The sequence below is a fragment of the Streptomyces sp. NRRL S-495 genome (assembly GCF_000966955.1).
Classification (GTDB): domain Bacteria; phylum Actinomycetota; class Actinomycetes; order Streptomycetales; family Streptomycetaceae; genus Kitasatospora; species Kitasatospora purpeofusca.
The window spans coordinates 19,093-36,123 of sequence record NZ_JZWY01000187.1; the positions used below are offsets into that span (position 1 = coordinate 19,093).

Here is a 17,031-nt window from a genome sequence, read left to right on the forward strand (position 1 = left end):
AGTGCGCGCTTCAAGCTACCTGGAAGGAATCGTGTGGAAGCCAACACTCGTGGCACCGGGCGTCTACCGGCTGCCTTCCTCACCCCGGGGTCCTCGTCGTTCCTCGACTTCCTGGAGGCCCACCGGCCCGAGCTGATCCCCGGGCGGCAGCGCCTGCCCGAGGGCGTCATCGAGGCCCCGCACGGGACGACCATCGTCGCCGCGGTCTTCGACGGCGGTGTGGTGCTGGCCGGTGACCGCCGCGCGACGATGGGCAATGTGATCGCCCAGCGCGACATGGAGAAGGTCTTCCCCGCCGACGAGTACAGCGCGGTCGGCGTCGCCGGCACCGCCGGCCTCGCGATCGAGATGGTCCGGATGTTCCAGCTGGAGCTGGAGCACTACGAGAAGATCGAGGGCGCCGTCCTCTCCCTGGAGGGCAAGGCCAACCGGCTGACCGCCATGATCCGGGGCAACCTGGGCATGGCGATGCAGGGCCTCGCGGTCGTCCCGATGTTCGCGGGCTACGACACCGACCTGGGCCGCGGCCGGATCTTCACCTACGACGTCACCGGCGGCCGCTCCGAGGAGCGCGGCTTCGCCGCCACCGGCTCCGGCTCGGTCTTCGCCCGCGGCTCGATGAAGAAGCTCTACCGCGAGGACCTGACGGCCGAGCAGGCGTCCACCATGGTCGTCCAGGCCCTCTACGACGCGGCCGACGACGACTCCGCGACCGGTGGCCCCGACCTCGCCCGCAAGATCTTCCCGATCGTCTCGCTGATCACCGAGGACGGCTTCCGCCGGCTCACCGAGGCGGAGGTCACCGCGATCGCCGTCTCCATCACCGACCAGCGCCTGACCCACCCCAACGGGCCCCAGGCCCCGCTGCTCTAGCCGTCAACCGAGAAGGAAGGGACGACCGCCGGTGTCGACACCGTTCTACGTCTCCCCCCAGCAGGCCATGGCGGACCGCGCGGAGTACGCCCGCAAGGGCATCGCGCGTGGTCGCAGCGTGGTCGTGCTCACCTACGCCGACGGCATCGTCTTCGTCGCCGAGAACACCTCCAGGGCGCTCCACAAGGTGTCCGAGATCTACGACCAGATCGCCTTCGCGGCGGTCGGCCGCTACAACGAGTTCGAGAACCTGCGCATCGGCGGCGTGCGCTACGCCGACCTGCGCGGCTACACCTACGACCGGGCCGACGTCACCGCCCGGGGCCTGGCCAACGTCTACGCCCAGACGCTGGGCACGATCTTCTCCTCGGTCGGCGAGAAGCCCTACGAGGTCGAGCTGATCGTGGCCGAGGTCGGCCGCAGCACCGAGGACGACCAGATCTACCGGCTGACCCCGGACGGCTCGGTCGTCGACGAGAAGAACTACGTGGTGGTCGGCGGCAACGCCGACTCGATCGGCAACTACCTCGGCCAGCGCCACCGGGCCGGGTTCTCGCTCACCGAGGCCATCAAGGTCGCCGTGGACTCGCTCGCCCGCGACCCCAACGGCGGCAGCCCGCGCACCCTCACCCCCGACCAGCTGGAGGTGGCGGTCCTCGACCGCGAGCGCTTCCAGCAGCGCAAGTTCAAGCGGATCCTGGGCGGTCAGCTCGCCCGGCTGCTCGACGGCGACCAGTCCGCCGAGACGGACGACGAGGAGAAGCCGGCGGCCACCCCGCCGGCCGACTCCGACCAGTAGTGCCTGCGGGGTCCCCGCGGCGGCCGGCGACGTCCGCCGCGGGGACCCCGGTGCCCCTGCGGCGGCCCCGACGGCGTCGCGGAGGCGGTTTCGGACAGCTCCCATCAGAGAATGGATGGCCCATGGACCGCCGAATTTTCGGGCTGGAGAACGAGTACGGCGTCACCTGTACGTTCCGCGGGCAGCGCAGGCTGTCCCCGGACGAGGTGGCCCGGTACCTCTTCCGCCGCGTAGTCTCCTGGGGCCGCAGCAGCAACGTGTTCCTGCGCAACGGTGCCCGCCTCTACCTCGACGTGGGCTCCCACCCCGAGTACGCCACCCCCGAGTGCGACGACGTCACCGAGCTGGTGACGCACGACAAGGCGGGCGAGCGCATCCTCGAGGGCCTCCTGGTGGACGCCGAGCGGCGGTTGCACGAGGAGGGCATCGCCGGGGACGTCTACCTGTTCAAGAACAACACCGACTCGGCCGGCAACTCCTACGGCTGCCACGAGAACTACCTGGTGGCCCGGCACGGCGAGTTCTCCCGGCTGGCGGACGTGCTGATCCCGTTCCTGGTGACCCGGCAGCTCATCTGCGGCGCCGGCAAGGTGCTGCAGACCCCGCGCGGCGCGGTCTACTGCGTCAGCCAGCGGGCCGAGCACATCTGGGAGGGCGTCAGCTCCGCGACCACCCGCTCCCGCCCGATCATCAACACCCGCGACGAGCCGCACGCCGACGCCGAGCGCTACCGCCGGCTGCATGTCATCGTCGGCGACTCCAACATGTCGGAGACCACCACCCTGCTCAAGGTGGGCTCCACCGACCTGGTGCTCCGGCTCATCGAGGCCGGCGTGGTCATGCGCGACCTCACCCTGGAGAACCCGATCCGGGCGATCCGCGAGGTCAGCCACGACCTCACCGGTACCCACCAGGTCCGGCTCGCCAACGGCCGGGAGGCCAGCGCCCTGGACATCCAGGAGGAGTACTACACCAAGGCGCTGGAGTTCGCCGACCGCAAGGGCATCAACACCGGCACCATCGCCCGGGTCCTCGACCTGTGGGGCCGCACCCTGGAGGCGGTCCGGAGCGAACAGCTCGACGGGGTCGCGAACGAGATCGACTGGATCATGAAGTACAAGCTCATCGAGCGCTACCGCGAGAAGCACCAGATGAGCATGAGCAACCCCCGGATCGCCCAGATCGACCTGGCCTACCACGACATCCACCGCCGCCGCGGCCTGTTCTACCTGCTCCAGGCCAAGAACCAGGCGCAGCGGGTGACCACCGACCTCAAGACCTTCGAGGCCAAGTCGATCCCGCCGCAGACCACCCGGGCCCGGCTGCGCGGCGACTTCATCCGCCGGGCGCAGGAGCAGCGCCGCGACTTCACCGTCGACTGGGTGCACCTCAAGCTGAACGACCAGGCCCAGCGCACCGTGCTGTGCAAGGACCCGTTCCGGTCCGTCGACGAGCGGGTGGAGAAGCTCATCGCCGGCATGTGATCCGGTGGGCGCCGGCCTGTGACCGGCGCGGCGCCGGTGTCCGACCGGTGCTGCTGACGTGCGGCGGCGGGGGAGCGGTGCCCCCGCCGATGTGATCTTCGCGGTGTTCGGTCCCGGTGGTGCCTCCCGGGACCGGGCACCGTCTGCGCATACGCTGTCCGTCGAGTCCGGAGCCGGGTCCGGAGAGCCGACTTTGACCGACAGTGAGGAAAGCCGTGCGCCGCACCGCCGGGTTGCTTGTCACCCTGCCCCTGTTGCTGGCGGTGGCCTGCAGCAGTTCCCCCAAGCCCGTCAGCCAGGCCACGCCCACCGCGTCGCCCAGTGCCGCGCCCACCGTGCCGGCCCCGGTGAACGAGGCCTCGCCGATGCCGACCCTGTCCGGCGGGGGCTTCGGGAGCAAGGCCACCATCACCATCCCCGAGGGCCAGCAGCCCAGCGGGCAGTTCGTGGTGAACACCGTCAGCGAGGGCGACCGCTCCACGGTCAACAAGGGCGACTGGGTGACCGTCAACTACACCGCGAAGGACTGGACCACCGGCAAGGACCTGCCCAGCTCCTACGACTCCGGCGGCAAGCCGCAGCTCTACCAGGCGGGCAGCGGGCAGCTGGTGCCGGCCTTCGACCAGAGCGTGATCGGCAAGAAGGTCGGCAGCCGGCTGCTGGTCGTCGCCCCGCCCGCCGCCGCGTTCGGCAGCCAGGGCAGCACCCAGCTGGGCGTCGCCGGCGGCGACACCGTGGTCTTCGTGCTGGACATCATGGAGAGCCTGCCGCCGGACGCCACGCTCTCCGGCGCCATGACGCCGCCTCCGGCCAACCTGCCGCAGGTCAAGGACAACGGCAAGGCCGCGGTCACCATCACCGTGCCGGCCGGACAGGCCCCGCCGACCGAGCTGCAGCAGGCCGTGCTGATCAAGGGCGAGGGCAAGCAGGTCAAGTCCGGGCAGACGCTGGTCGTGCAGTACACCGGGGTGTTGTGGGCCAACGGCCAGCAGTTCGACTCCTCCTGGAGCCACGGCGGGGCGCAGGCCCTGCAGATCGGCACCGGCAGCGTGATCGAGGGCTGGGACAAGGGGCTGGTCGGGCAGACCGTCGGCAGCCGGGTCGAGCTCGTGGTGCCGCCGGCCCTCGGCTACAAGGACCAGGCGCAGGGCTCGGTGCCGCCGAACTCCACCCTGGTCTTCGTGATCGACATCCTGGAAGCGGTCTAGCCGCCGCCCGGGCCGTCCGGTCGGTCCGCCCGGTCGGAGCGTCTGTCGGTCGTCCGTCGGGGTTTTCCGTCGGACCGCCCCGGGCGTGGGGAATGCGGAGATCCTTCACCCGGGCTGGTTTCGGCCCAGGGAGATTCCGTACGCTTGGGCGGGCGCTCGCACACGGAAGCGCCCGCCCTCATCCTGACCTGTCATACTGCCCTCGCACTGTGGTAGGCGCCGCCGGCGTCCGGGGTCCGGGCGGGCAGTGCGACAGCACCCCGGCGCCACCACGCCGGCCGTAGACCTCGAATACCTCGTGGCGAGATGGATGGGGAGTCATGTCTGAGAAAGAGTCGAGCCCGGGCGGGTCCGGCACCGCGCACGGTAACTCCGTCGGAGACCCGGCCGACTCGCGGCCCGGCGGCCCGCTCCCGGGCGACGGCGAGTCGATCATCGTCCCCCCGGCGATCCTGCGGCAGCAGGCCGGCTGGGGCGGCACCGACGAGGCGCCGCGGACCGGAGGGACGAAGACCGACGAGGTCCCGCAGATCTTCGCGTCCACCGTCCGCCGCCAGGACGGTTCCGAGGCCGGGTACGACGAGAACCCCGGCAACGTCGGCCGGCTCGGTGTGATCCTCGGCACCGTCCTGGGCGTCCTGCTCATCGGCAGCGCCGTCACCCTGTACCTGGTGAACAAGGACGGCTCCTCCGACGACACCACCGCCGCCAAGCCGGACACCGCCAAGTCCGCCCCGGCCACGCCGAGCGCCGAGCCCGTCCCGCCGATCAAGGACAGCGCCAAGGTGCTGCCGACCGTCACCGGCGACTTCGGCAAGAAGGCCACTATCGAGGTGCCGCCCGCCGACCAGGCCGACGGCAGCTTCGTGGTGAAGGTTCTCTCCGAGGGCAACGGCCCCAAGGTCGAGAAGAACTCCTGGACCTCGGTCGACTACACCGGCAAGGACTGGAACACCGGCAAGGACATCCCGTCCTCGTACGACGACAAGGGCAAGCCGCAGATCTTCCAGGCCGGCACCGACGCCCTCATCCCGGCGCTCGACCAGGCCGTCGTCGGCAAGAAGGCCGGTTCCCGGCTGCTCGTGGTCGCCCCGCCGGCCGCCGCCTTCGGCGCCCAGGGCAACCCCAGCATGTCGATCGGGGCGAAGGACAACCTGGTCTTCGTCATCGACATCCGCAACAGCAACGCCCCCGACGCCGTGGTCAGCGGCACCGTGACCCCGCCGCCCGCGGACTTCCCGCAGGTCAAGGACAACGGCAAGAAGCCCGCCGACATCACCCCGGTGCCCGGCGCCGCCGATCCGACCGAGCTCAAGAGCCACGTCCTGATCAAGGGCGACGGCCGCAAGGTCGAGAAGGGCGAGAAGATCCTCGTCCAGTACACCGGCGCGCTGTTCAAGGACGGCAAGGTCTTCGACTCCTCGCTCAGCAAGGGCCAGGCGTTCTCCTTCCCGCTCGGCGGCGGCCAGGTCATCGCCGGCTGGGACCAGGGCCTGGAGGGCCAGACCATCGGCAGCCGCGTCGAGCTGGTCATCCCGGCCTCCCTCGGCTACAAGGACCAGGCCCAGGGCGACATCCCGGCCAACTCCACGCTGGTCTTCGTCGTCGACATCCTCGACGCGGGTCAGGGCTGATCCACTTTCGGGTGACAATGGTGTGCGTGTGACCTCCGGGTCCGGCCGCGTGGCCGGACCCGGACGGGGCCCGCCGCTTGGTCATGGACCGAACCAACCGTGAAACGAGGCATCAAGTGAGCAAGCCTGAGATCGACTTCCCGGTCGGCGACGCGCCGACCGAGCTGCAGATCCGCGACATCGTGGTCGGCACCGGCGAGGAGGCCAAGCCCGGCCAGGTCGTCGAGGTCCACTACGTCGGCGTGACCTTCGCGACGGGCGAGGAGTTCGACGCCAGCTGGAACCGCGGTTCGACCTTCAAGTTCCCGCTCGGCGGCGGCCGCGTCATCAAGGGCTGGGACCAGGGCGTCGTCGGCATGAAGGTCGGCGGCCGCCGCGAGCTGGTCATCCCGCCGCACCTGGGCTACGGCAACCAGTCGCCGACCCCGGCCATCCCGGCCGGCTCGACCCTGATCTTCGTGGTCGACCTGATCGGCGTCTGAGCACGCTGACCCATCGGCGTCCGAGCACGCTGACCGGTCGGAGTCCGAGCACGCCGACCACCAGGGCCGCACCCCCTCCGCGGGGTGCGGCCCCGGTCGTTCCCCGGCTCGGCTTTTGCACCGCGTACCGCTACCGGTACGGTCGGTCCCGCCGGGTCCACGACGCCCCGGCGGGCACACCCCGCGCGCGGCGCGGCACACCGGAAGGGTCAGCGATGGCGATCGCCAAGGCAGAGCGGCTGATGAATCTCGCCCTGTGCCTGATGAACACCAGACGTCCGCTCTCCAAGAAGGAGCTGCGGGAATCCATCGAGGCCTACCGCGAAGCCTGGCAGCACAGCAGCGAGGAAGCCTTCAACCGGATGTTCGAGCGGGACAAGGACGACCTGCGCGAACTCGGACTGGTCATCGACGTCGACGAGAACGCCCTCGACGGCGAACTCGGCTACCTCGCCCGCGCCGACCGCAACCGCCTGCCGGAGATCGCCCTCGACGCCGAGGAAGCCGCCGCGCTCACCCTCGCCGCCCGCGTCTGGCAGCAGGCCAAGATGTCCGGCGCCGCCAGCGGCGCCCTCCAGAAGCTGCGCGCCGCCGGCGTCCCGTTCACCGAGACCGAGGGCCGGCCTGCCCTCGAACCGCGCATCCCCGCCCGCGAGGCCGCGTTCGAACCGCTGCTCACCGCCGCCCGCGACCGCCGCCCGGTCACCTTCGAGTACCGCAAGGCCGGCGCCGCCGCCGCCCAGCAGCGCAGCGTCGAGCCCTGGGCCCTGGAATGCTGGCGCGGCCACTGGTACCTGGCCGGCTGGGACCGCGACCGCGAGGACGCCCGGGTGTTCCGGCTCGGCCGGATCACCGGCAAGGTCCGCGCCCGCTCCGGCGCCTTCCTCGGCTCCGTGCCCGAGCACGTCGACGTCCGCGCCACCGTCGCCAAGTTCGCCGGCGAGGGCGCCACCGCCACCGCCGTCGTCCGGGTCCGCCGCGGCGCCGGCTTCCCGCTGCGCACCAAGGCGCTCGGCACCCGCCGGATCGACGACACCTGGGACGAACTCGACATCCCCTTCGGCAACGGGCTCGGCGCCGACCTCGCCGAGTTCGGGCCCGACGTGCTCGTCGTCGGCCCCGAGGAACTGCGGGCGGACGTCGTCGACCGGCTGCGCGCGGTGGCCGGTGCCGGAGTGGCCGGTACCACTGGGGTGGCCGGTGCCGGGGTGGCCGGTACCGCTGGGGTAGACAGGACCGAGACCGAGGACGTGCGGGCATGAGCAACGCGATCGACCAGACCCGGCGGATGCTCTCGCTGGTCACCTACCTGCGCGAGCGTCCCGGCGCCGAGGTGGCCGAGGTCGCCCGCGCCTTCGGCATCAGCGAGCGCGAACTCATCGCCGACCTCAACGTGCTGCCGATGTGCGGCACCAGCTTCCGCGGCGGTGACCTGCTCGACATCGACACCGACGGCGAGCGGATCTGGTGGCACAACGTCGACGACGTCGCCCAGCCGCTGCGCCTCGCCGCCGACGAGGCGACCGCCCTGCTGGTCGCCGCCCGCGCCGTGGCCGGCCTGCCCGGCCTGCGGGCCGGCGACCGCGAGGCCCTCACCCGGGCCGTCGCCAAGATCGAGAACGCGGCGGGGGAGAGTGCCGAGGGCAGTGCCCGGGTCGGTGTCACCTTCGAGGCCGAGAGCCACGTCTTCGCCGACATCGACCGCGCCCTCAGCGAGGGCCGCCGGCTCTGGCTGCGCTACTACTCGCACGGGCGCGGCGGCATGACCGAGCGCGAGGTCGACCCGATCCGGCTGCTCACCGAGGGCCACACCTACCTGGAGGCCTGGTGCCGGACCTCCGAGGACCACCGGATGTTCCGGCTCGACCGGGTCGCCGAGATCAAGGTCCTGGACGTCCCCGCCGACCCGCCCAAGCGCGAGCCGCGCGACCTCTCCGGCGGACTGGTCAACCCCTCCGCCGACGACCCCGAGGTCGTCGTCGAGGTCACCTCCGGCGGGCGCTGGGTCGCCGAGTACTACACCCACGACCACGCCGAGGAACTGCCCGACGGCGGACTGCGGATCACCCTGCGCAGCGCCGACCCCTCGCAGCTGCGCCCGCTGGCCCTGCGGCTGGGCCGGGACGGGCGGATCGTCTCCCCGCCCGCGCTCGTCGAGCAGGCGCGGGCCGCGGCGCTGGAGGCGCTCGCCCACTACGGTGACGGGCTGGTCTGAGCCGTGGAGCCCGGTACCAGATTCAAGGTGTACTGCTCCGAGTGCCGGGAGAAGGTGGAGGTGCCCGCCGAGGGGTTCCGGCTGACCTTCGGCCGGACGGCGGACCGGACGCACTACAGCTTCTCCTGCCCGCTGTGCGGGGCGGCGGTGCGCAAGCCGGCCGGGGAGAAGATCGTCGCGGCGCTGACCGAGGCCGGGGTGCGGACGATGCGGCTGGTGCCGGCCGACCAGTGAACCGGGGGCGGGCCCCGGCCGCGTGCGCCGGTGCCCGGTGGCGCGCTCCGGGGTCGGGTGACGCGCTCCGGGTCCGGGGCGGGCCGATAGGGTAGGGGCATGTCCTGGATGCCCGTCGCCGCAGTCCTCCTCGTCACCGCCGGCCTGCTGGTGCTCGGCGTCCTCGCGGTCCGGCTCTGGCTGGACGTGCGGGCGCTGGCCAAGGGAGTGGACACCGCCTCCCGGGCACTGGCCGAGGCGGCCGAGGACCTCGCGGCCTCGGCGGCGGCCAGGCCCTGAGCCCGGGTCCGCGGTTGCGGGGGGCTGCTGTTCGGCCGTGGGGGCGCGTTACGCTCTCAGATGGCTCCTGAATGCGAACGGGGGGCCGCTGTCCTGTTCGGGCGGCAGTCGTCACGGTGTCATCCGCAGCGGTTACCATCCCCGCAGCGAGCGGCCCGGTCGGTGCCGCCGAAACTGAAGGTGGTCGAGCATGCGGGTCTCGTTCACCGCGATCCTGGTGGTCGCGGTCATTGCCATTGTGCTCTTCGGCGCCAAGCGGCTGCCGGACCTGGCGCGCTCGCTCGGCCAGTCGGCCCGGATCCTCAAGAGCGAGGCGAAGGCGATGCGCACCGACGGCTCCGCCGACACCCCGGCCGCGTCCGCCCCGGCGGCGGCCGAGGGCGTCGCCGCGAAGACCATCCAGTCCGCCCCGGGTGCGTCCGCGGGCGCCCGCCCGGTGAGCGAGCCGGCCGCCGGTCAGTCCGCGAGTCACTCCGCCCCGGAGGGCGGGACGCGCTGAGCGCGCGCCGCACGCCACCACTGGAGGCCCGTCGACCGGCGGGCCCCGACGCACAAGTTGAGGACCGGGGTTGAGCAAGCTCACTAAGGCGCCGAAGACGGCCAAGGATCCCGAGGGGCGGATGGCCCTCGCCGACCACCTGCGGGAACTGCGGAACCGCGTGGTCAAGTCGGTCCTGGCGATCGTGCTGTTCACGATCATCGCGCTGATCTTCCACAAGCAGATCGAGACCCTGCTGCTCAAGCCGATCCAGCGGTGTACGCCGGAGTTCCTCGCGGCGCCCACGGGCCGCTGTGCGGAGGTCTCCACCATTGGTCTGACCGCGGGCTTCAACTGGATGCTCAAGGTCGCTCTGACGGCCGGTGTGGTCGCCACGGTCCCGGTCTGGCTGTACCAGCTGTGGGCTTTCGTGGCGCCGGGCCTGCACAAGCACGAGCGCAAGTACACGATCATCTTCATGGTGTGCGGCGCGCCATTGTTCCTGGCCGGTGTGACGCTGGCGATCCTGCTGCTGCCGGTGACCGTCGACGTGCTGCTCTCGTTCACCCCTGACGAGACCACGCCGATCCTGCCGCCCGCGGACTACTTCGACATCGCCACCCGGCTGGTGATGGTGTTCGGCCTGGCCTTCGAGTTCCCGCTGCTGCTGGTCATGCTGAACCTGGTCGGCGTTGTCACCGGCAAGCGGCTGCTCGGCTGGTGGCGCGGCATGGTGATGGGCATCACCGTGTTCGCGGCCTTCGCGACGCCGAGTGCCGACCCGCTGAGCATGCTGGCGCTGGCCGCGCCGATCTGGGGCCTGTACTTCGTCGCGGTCGGTGTGGCGATGCTGAACGACCGGCGCCGGGCCCGGCGCAACCCGGACCTCGCGCTGGACGACGAGGAGGCTTCGCACGTGGACCTGTCGGTGGCACCGGTCGCCGGGGCCGAGGCGATCGAGGCCTCCGCCACGCCGAGCGCCTCCGGCCATGTACCGGCCGCGCGGACCGAGCAGATGGACGACATCACCTGATCCGTCTGATCCGTCGCGGGTGATCCCGCCGAGCCCCGGCCCGCCGTTTTGCGGTGGGCCGGGGCTTTTTGGTGCGACTCGCCCGTTCGTGCCCGGGGCAGTCTTGGCAGGTTCGATGGCATGTGACATATTACTGCCGTGTCCCACTCACAGAGACTCCCGGACGTCGTGGTGGTCGGAGCCGGCGTCGTCGGCGCCGCCTGCGCGTACTACGCCGCGCGGGCCGGGCTCGCGGTCGACGTCGTCGACCGCGGCCCGGTCGCCGGCGGCACCACCGGCGCCGGCGAGGGCAACCTGCTCGTCTCCGACAAGGAGCCCGGTCCCGAACTCGACCTCGCCCTGTACTCCGGCGGACTCTGGCGCGAACTCGCCGCCGAGTTCGGCACCGCCGTCGAGTACGAGGACAAGGGCGGTCTGGTGGTCGCCGGCACGCCCGAACGGCAGGAGGCGCTGCGCGCCTTCGCGGCCGGGCAGGCCGGCTCCGGAGTCCTCGCCGAGGAGATCCCCGGCGAGCGGCTCCGCGAACTGGAGCCGCACCTCGCCCCGGGGCTGGCCGGGGGGTTCCACTACCCCCAGGACTCCCAGGTCCAGCCCGCGCTGGCCGCCGCCCACCTGCTGCGTGCCGCTCGCCGCGCGGGTGCCCGGCTGTACACGGGCGAGGCCGTCCGGGCGCTGCGGATCGGCGCCGACGGCGCCGTCCGCGGGGTCGAGACCGAGCGGCGGCGGCTGGACACGGCCGCCGTGGTCAACGCCGCCGGCACCTGGGGCGGGGAACTGGCCGCGCTGGCCGGTGTCGGGCTGCCGGTGCTGCCGCGGCGCGGGTTCGTCCTGGTGACCGAGCCGCTGCCGCGGATCGTCCGGCACAAGGTGTACGCCGCCGACTACGTCGCCGACGTCGCCAGCGGCTCGGCCGCCCTGCAGACCTCGGCCGTGGTCGAGGGGACGCCGGGCGGGCCGGTGCTGATCGGCGCCAGCCGCGAGCGGGTCGGCTTCGACCGCACCCTCTCGGTCGAGGTGCTGCACCGGCTGGCGGCCCAGGCGGCCGCGCTCTTCCCGGTGCTGGCCGGGGTGAACGTGATGCGCGCCTACCGGGGCTTCCGTCCGTACCTCCCGGACCATCTGCCCGCGATCGGCGCCGACCCCCGGGTGCCCGGTCTGTACCACGCCTGCGGCCACGAGGGCGCCGGCATCGGCCTGGCCCCGGGCACCGGGGCGCTGATCGCCCAGCAGCTCACCGGCAAGGACCCGGAACGCGACCTCGCGCCCTTCCGGCCCGACCGCTTCCCGGCGGCGGAGGCCGCGGCCTGAGGGGGTGCCCGTGCACTTTGCAAAGTGTGCGAGGACTTTGCAAAGTGCACTTTGCAAAGTGCACGGACACCTGCAGGACGGACACCCCGGAGGGCCGCGAACCCGCAGGGCCGCCGGCGGCAGGACCGTGCGTGCCGACAGGACCGTGTGTCCCGCCGGGCCGCGAGCACCCGGCCCGGCGGGGCCCCTCGGCCCGTCGCTGCCCCCCGACAACCCCACGATCGGCTCGTGAGCTGAACGGAGAACCCCCACCCATGCGCCGTACCCGCACCCCCGCGGAGCTGGTCCGGGCCGAGCCCGGGCCCGCCCACACCATCGAGTTCGACGGCCGGCCCGTGCCCGCGCTGCCCGGGCAGACGATCGCCGCCGCCCTCTGGGCCGACGGTGTGCTCGCCTGGCGCACCACCCGGGTCGGCGGGAAGCCGCGCGGGGCGTTCTGCGGCATCGGCGCCTGCTTCGACTGCCTGGCCACCGTCGACGGGCGGCCCAACCAGCGCACCTGCCTGCTGCCGGCCGAGCCCGGCACCACCGTCACCACCCAGGAGGGCCACGGCCGTGCCGACCTCGAAGTCTGAGCCCGCGCAGTCCCCCGGAGCCCACGGCTCCGGCGGCCCGTTCCACGACCTCGCGGTGATCGGCGCCGGCCCCGGCGGCCTCGCCGCCGCCGTGACCGCCGCCGACCTCGGCCTGCGCTGCGTCCTGGTCGACGCCGGCCGGAGCACCGGCGGCCAGTTCTACCGCCACCCCGCGCCCGGCCTCGGCGCCGCCCGCCCCGACCGGCTGCACCACGGCTGGTCCGTCTACACCGGCCTCTCCGACCGGCTCGCCGCCCACCGCGCGGCCGGCCGCGTCGAGCTGCTCACCGGCCACCAGGTCTGGGCGCTGGAGCGGGCCGGGGACGGCGACTGGCGGCTGCACGCCACCACCGGCCCGGACGCCGACGACCGGACCACCGTCCGCGCCGCCGCCGTCCTGCTCGCCACCGGCGCGTACGAGCGGCAGCTGCCCTTCCCCGGCTGGACCCTGCCCGGGGTGGTCACCGCGGGCGGCGCGCAGGCCATGCTCAAGGCCGGTCTGGTGCTGCCCGGTCGGCGGATCGTGGTGGCGGGCAGCGGCCCGCTGCTGCTCGCGGCGGCCTCCTCCCTGGTCACGGCCGGTGCCGAGGTGCCGGCCGTGGTGGAGGCCACCGCGTACCTCGGGTACGCCCGACGCCCCGGCGTGCTGGCCGCCGTCCCGGCCAAGCTGGTCGAGGGCGCCGGGCACGGTTCGGCGCTGCTGCGCCACGGCGTCCGGCTGCGGCCGCGCAGCGCGGTGGTCGAGGCGCACGGCACCGACCGGGTCACCGCCGTCACGGTGGCCCGGTTGGACGCCGAGTGGCGTCCGGTGCCCGGCAGTGAGCGGCGGATCGCCTGCGACGCGCTCGCCGTCGGCCACGGTCTGATTCCGCAGATCGAGTTGGCCACCGAGCTGGGCGCGGCCACCAGGACCACCCCCGACGGAACGGCCGCGCTCAAGGTCGACGCCCGCCTGCGGACCACCGTGCCCGGGCTCTGGGCGGCCGGCGAGGCCTGCGGTGTCGGCGGCGCGGATCTCGCGATCGCCGAGGGCGAGCTGGCGGCGCACGCGGTCGCGGACCGGCCGGTGCGCACCGCGCTGCTGCGCCGGCGCTCCCGGCTGCGGGCCTTCGCCGAGCTGATGGCCGCCGCCCACCGGCCCGGGCCGGGCTGGACCGACTGGCTGCGGGAGGACACCGATGTCTGCCGCTGCGAGGAGGTCCCGGCCGGGCGGATCAAGGAGGCGGTGGACGAGCTGGGCGCGGGCGACGCGCGCACCGTCAAGCTGCTGACCAGGGCCGGGATGGGCTGGTGCCAGGGCCGGATGTGCGGTCCGGCGGTGGCCTGCCTGGCGGGCGGCGCCGACGGGGCCGAGGTCCGGCCGGACAGTCGGCCGTTCTCCTGTCCCGTTCCGCTCGGGCAACTCGCGGCCGAGCGGGACGACCTGGCTGACCAGGACGGCCGGGGCCACCAGGCTGACCAGGACCAGCAGGGCCAGCAGGACCACCAGGACGACCGGCAGGACCGGTAGCACCGGCCGGATCGGACGGACCGGCCGCTCCCGTCGGCCGGTCGGTCCGAATCCGACCGAAAACGCCCGGTGGTGGCTCTTGTCTCCACCGCGCGCCTTCTAATAAAATGTCACACCTCACCAAGGAGTCATCCGTGTCCCAGATCTCGCACGACACCACCCGGCCCTGGCGCGGCATCATGGTCGCCACCACGCTCCCGCTGCGCCCGGACCTCTCCGTCGACTACGACGCGTACGCCGACCACGTCCGCTGGCTGATCGAGTCGGGCTGCGACGGTGTCGTCCCCAACGGCTCGCTCGGCGAGTACCAGACCCTGACCGCCGAGGAGCGCGCCAAGGTCGTCGAGGTCGCGGTCGAGGCCGCCGGCGACGGCTCCCGCGTGATGCCGGGTGTCGCCGCCTACGGCAGCGCCGAGTCCCGCCGCTGGGCCGAGCAGGCCGCTGAGGCCGGCGCCGGCTCCGTGCTGCTGCTGCCGCCGAACGCCTACCGGGCCGACCACGACGCCGTCCGCGGGCACTACGCCGAGGTCGCCAAGGCCGGCGTGCCGATCGTCGCCTACAACAACCCGATCGACACCAAGGTCGACCTGGTCCCGACGCTGCTCGCCGAGCTGCACGCCGAGGGCTCGATCGTCGCGGTCAAGGAGTTCAGCGGCGACGTCCGCCGGGCCTACGAGATCGCGGAGCTGGCCCCGGGCCTGGACCTGCTGATCGGCGCCGACGACGTGCTGCTGGAGCTGGCCCTGGCCGGCGCAGTCGGCTGGATCGCCGGTTACCCGAACGCGCTGCCGGAGGCGAGCGCCGCGCTGTACAAGGCCGCCATCGCCCACGACCTGAACACCGCGCTGCCGCTGTACAAGGCGCTGCACTCGCTGCTGCGCTGGGACTCCAAGACGGAGTTCGTCCAGGCGATCAAGCTCTCCATGGACATCGCCGGCCGCCCCGGCGGTCCGACCCGCGCGCCGCGCCTGCCGCTGACGCCGGAGATCGAGGCAGCCGTCCGCGCGGCCACCGAGAAGGCGCTGGCCGAGGGCCTCGCCTGATCCGAACCGGATTCCGGTTCCGAGTGTCCGGGACGGCCGGCTGCGGGGGCAGCCGGCCTCCGGACCACCTTCCGGCCCCGCCGGTCCGCCCCCGTCCGGACCGTCCCGGCCTCGATGAAAGCCAGCCATCTCCCCACCCACGGAGCGTCAGCAGATGCGCAGCCGTCACGTCTTCCACGCCGTCGACTCGCACACCGAGGGCATGCCCACCCGGGTCATCACCGGTGGGTTCGGTGTCATTCCCGGTGCCACCATGGCCGAGCGCCGGACGCACTTCCAGGAGCACCTGGACCACTTCCGGACCCTGCTGATGTACGAGCCCCGGGGCCACGCCTCGATGAGCGGCGCCATCCTGCAGCCGCCGACCCGGCCGGACGCCGACTTCGGCGTGCTCTACATCGAGGTCAGCGGCCTGCTGCCGATGTGCGGCCACGGCACCATCGGCGTGGCCACCGTGCTGGTCGAGACCGGCATGGTGCCGGTCGTCGAGCCGGTCACCACCGTCCGGCTGGACACCCCGGCGGGCCTGGTGGTCGCGGACGTCGCGGTCGAGAACGGTGCCGCCACGGCGGTCACCATCCGCAACGTGCCGTCCTACTCGGAGGCGCTGGACCGCAAGATCGAGGTCCCGGGCTACGGCACGGTGACCTACGACCTGGCGTACGGCGGCAACTTCTACGCGATCCTGCCGCTGGCGGAGTTCGGCCTGCCGTTCGAGCGGGAGCGCAAGCAGGAGATCCTGGACGCGGGCCTCGCCCTGATGGACGCCATCAACGCGAGCCCGGACCGGCCGGTGCACCCGGAGAACCCGTCCATCCACAGCTGCCACCACGTGCAGCTGCTGGCCCCCGGTTCGACCGCCGAGCACTCCCGGCACGCGATGGCCATCCACCCCGGCTGGTTCGACCGCTCGCCCTGCGGCACCGGCACCTCGGCCCGGATGGCCCAGCTGCACGCGCGCGGTGAGCTGCCGCTGGACCGGGACTTCCGCAACGACTCCTTCATCGGGACCACCTTCATCGGGCGGCTGGTGGAGGAGACCGAGGTGGGCGGGCGGACGGCCGTCGTGCCGACCGTCACCGGGCGGGCCTGGATCACCGGCACCGCCCAGTACTTCCTCGACCCCAGCGACCCGTTCCCGGCCGGTTTCCTGCTCTGACCCGGCCTGCCGCTCCGGGCTTCCCGCTCCGGCCGGCTTCCTGCTCCGCCCCGGCCCCGCGGCCGGCCGGCCCCCCGTCCCGGGGCCGGCCGACCGCCGCGGGGCCTGCCATCCGACCCGCTCCGAAAACCCGTCGAACCCCCCGAAGGGCTGCCTGCAGTGACGATCCGTTCGTACAACCCCGCCGACCCCGCGGACCTCGTCGCCGAGGCGCCCGCCCCCGGTGCCGAGGCCGTCCTGGCCACCGTCGCCCGTGCCCGCGCCGCCCAGCCCGGCTGGCTCGCCGCCGGCGCCGGCGGCCGCTCGGCCGCGCTCACCCGGATCGCCGCGGTCGTCGAGGCGCATGCCGAGGAGCTGGCCGAGCTGGTCGTCCGTGAGGTCGGCAAGCCGATCGCCGAGGCGCGCGGCGAGGTCGCCCGCACCGTCGCGATCTGGCGCTACTACGCGCAGGCGCCGTTCGCCGCCTCCGGCGAGGTGCACGAGACCGCCGGCGGGCCCGGCCTGCTGCTCACCCGCCGCCGCCCGTACGGGGTGGCCGGTCTGGTCACGCCGTGGAACTTCCCGCTGGCGATCCCCACCTGGAAGGCCGCCCCGGCGCTGGCCGTCGGCAACACCGTGGTGCTCAAGCCCTCCTCGGAGGCGATCGGCTGCGCCCGCCGGCTGGCCGAGCTGGTCGCCGAGGCCGGGCTGCCGGCCGATGTCTTCACCGTGGTGCCT

General features: G+C 73.0%; 17 protein-coding genes and 1 pseudogene. All 18 read left to right on the forward strand.

From position 1 onward, the window contains the following. Positions 1-33 precede the first annotated feature (33 nt). Complete coding sequence (gene prcB, locus VR45_RS11865; RefSeq protein ID WP_045939664.1) at positions 34-873, forward strand: proteasome subunit beta; 840 nt, start codon at positions 34-36, stop codon at positions 871-873. A 31-nt stretch (positions 874-904) separates the two neighbouring features. Next, positions 905-1,672 carry a proteasome subunit alpha gene (prcA, locus tag VR45_RS11870; RefSeq protein WP_045939665.1) on the forward strand — a complete coding sequence of 256 codons (768 nt, stop codon included), beginning with the start codon at positions 905-907 and terminating at the stop codon, positions 1,670-1,672. Positions 1,673-1,794: 122 nt separating this feature from the next. Next, entirely contained in the window at positions 1,795-3,156 is a 1,362-nt protein-coding gene (pafA, locus tag VR45_RS11875) for a Pup--protein ligase (protein WP_045939666.1), read from the forward strand. A gap of 215 nt (positions 3,157-3,371) precedes the next feature. Beyond that, positions 3,372-4,364: an FKBP-type peptidyl-prolyl cis-trans isomerase gene (locus VR45_RS11880; protein ID WP_052709019.1), complete on the forward strand. Its 993-nt coding sequence runs from the start codon at positions 3,372-3,374 to the stop codon at positions 4,362-4,364. A 320-nt stretch (positions 4,365-4,684) separates the two neighbouring features. Next, positions 4,685-5,998: an FKBP-type peptidyl-prolyl cis-trans isomerase gene (locus VR45_RS11885; protein ID WP_052709020.1), complete on the forward strand. Its 1,314-nt coding sequence runs from the start codon at positions 4,685-4,687 to the stop codon at positions 5,996-5,998. Positions 5,999-6,081: 83 nt separating this feature from the next. Further along, on the forward strand, positions 6,082-6,480 hold the full coding sequence (locus tag VR45_RS11890; protein ID WP_045939667.1) for an FKBP-type peptidyl-prolyl cis-trans isomerase: 399 nt from the start codon (positions 6,082-6,084) through the stop codon (positions 6,478-6,480). 215 nt (positions 6,481-6,695) lie between these two features. After that, positions 6,696-7,646: pseudogene (locus VR45_RS11895) on the forward strand (WYL domain-containing protein); the annotation flags it as partial. A gap of 92 nt (positions 7,647-7,738) precedes the next feature. After that, entirely contained in the window at positions 7,739-8,695 is a 957-nt protein-coding gene (locus VR45_RS11900; protein WP_045939668.1) for a WYL domain-containing protein, read from the forward strand. Positions 8,696-8,722: 27 nt separating this feature from the next. Next, on the forward strand, positions 8,723-8,929 hold the full coding sequence (locus VR45_RS11905) for a hypothetical protein (protein WP_234325945.1): 207 nt from the start codon (positions 8,723-8,725) through the stop codon (positions 8,927-8,929). Positions 8,930-9,028: 99 nt separating this feature from the next. Continuing rightward, entirely contained in the window at positions 9,029-9,208 is a 180-nt protein-coding gene (locus VR45_RS11910; protein WP_030395915.1) for a hypothetical protein, read from the forward strand. A 190-nt stretch (positions 9,209-9,398) separates the two neighbouring features. Next, positions 9,399-9,707: a Sec-independent protein translocase subunit TatA gene (gene tatA / locus VR45_RS11915; RefSeq protein ID WP_045939670.1), complete on the forward strand. Its 309-nt coding sequence runs from the start codon at positions 9,399-9,401 to the stop codon at positions 9,705-9,707. A gap of 70 nt (positions 9,708-9,777) precedes the next feature. Next, positions 9,778-10,719 (forward strand): twin-arginine translocase subunit TatC, encoded by a 942-nt coding sequence (gene tatC, locus VR45_RS11920; protein ID WP_234325946.1) that lies wholly within the window; start codon positions 9,778-9,780, stop codon positions 10,717-10,719. 138 nt (positions 10,720-10,857) lie between these two features. Next, positions 10,858-12,027, forward strand: a complete 1,170-nt coding sequence (locus tag VR45_RS11925; RefSeq protein ID WP_234325947.1) for an FAD-binding oxidoreductase — start codon at positions 10,858-10,860, stop codon at positions 12,025-12,027. Positions 12,028-12,281: 254 nt separating this feature from the next. Beyond that, positions 12,282-12,602, forward strand: coding sequence for a (2Fe-2S)-binding protein (locus VR45_RS11930; protein WP_030299963.1), 321 nt, complete (start codon positions 12,282-12,284; stop codon positions 12,600-12,602). Then, complete coding sequence (locus tag VR45_RS11935) at positions 12,583-14,112, forward strand: NAD(P)/FAD-dependent oxidoreductase (RefSeq protein WP_078896440.1); 1,530 nt, start codon at positions 12,583-12,585, stop codon at positions 14,110-14,112. The genes VR45_RS11930 and VR45_RS11935 overlap by 20 nt, the downstream gene beginning before the upstream one ends. Before the next feature lie 134 nt (positions 14,113-14,246). Further along, on the forward strand, positions 14,247-15,155 hold the full coding sequence (locus VR45_RS11940) for a dihydrodipicolinate synthase family protein (protein WP_045939673.1): 909 nt from the start codon (positions 14,247-14,249) through the stop codon (positions 15,153-15,155). Positions 15,156-15,309: 154 nt separating this feature from the next. Further along, on the forward strand, positions 15,310-16,314 hold the full coding sequence (locus VR45_RS11945; protein ID WP_045939674.1) for a proline racemase family protein: 1,005 nt from the start codon (positions 15,310-15,312) through the stop codon (positions 16,312-16,314). A gap of 150 nt (positions 16,315-16,464) precedes the next feature. Continuing rightward, positions 16,465-17,031: aldehyde dehydrogenase family protein (locus VR45_RS11950; protein WP_045939682.1), on the forward strand; the 567-nt coding region annotated here is incomplete at its 3' end.

Coding starts and splice junctions, on each gene's coding strand:
- pafA (WP_045939666.1), top strand. CDS start 1,795: ATGGACCGCCGAATTTTCGGGCTGGAGAACGAGTACGGCGTCACCTGT.
- VR45_RS11885 (WP_052709020.1), top strand. CDS start 4,685: ATGTCTGAGAAAGAGTCGAGCCCGGGCGGGTCCGGCACCGCGCACGGT.
- VR45_RS11890 (WP_045939667.1), top strand. CDS start 6,082: ATGGACCGAACCAACCGTGAAACGAGGCATCAAGTGAGCAAGCCTGAG.
- VR45_RS11900 (WP_045939668.1), top strand. CDS start 7,739: ATGAGCAACGCGATCGACCAGACCCGGCGGATGCTCTCGCTGGTCACC.
- VR45_RS11910 (WP_030395915.1), top strand. CDS start 9,029: ATGTCCTGGATGCCCGTCGCCGCAGTCCTCCTCGTCACCGCCGGCCTG.
- tatA (WP_045939670.1), top strand. CDS start 9,399: ATGCGGGTCTCGTTCACCGCGATCCTGGTGGTCGCGGTCATTGCCATT.
- VR45_RS11930 (WP_030299963.1), top strand. CDS start 12,282: ATGCGCCGTACCCGCACCCCCGCGGAGCTGGTCCGGGCCGAGCCCGGG.
- VR45_RS11945 (WP_045939674.1), top strand. CDS start 15,310: ATGCGCAGCCGTCACGTCTTCCACGCCGTCGACTCGCACACCGAGGGC.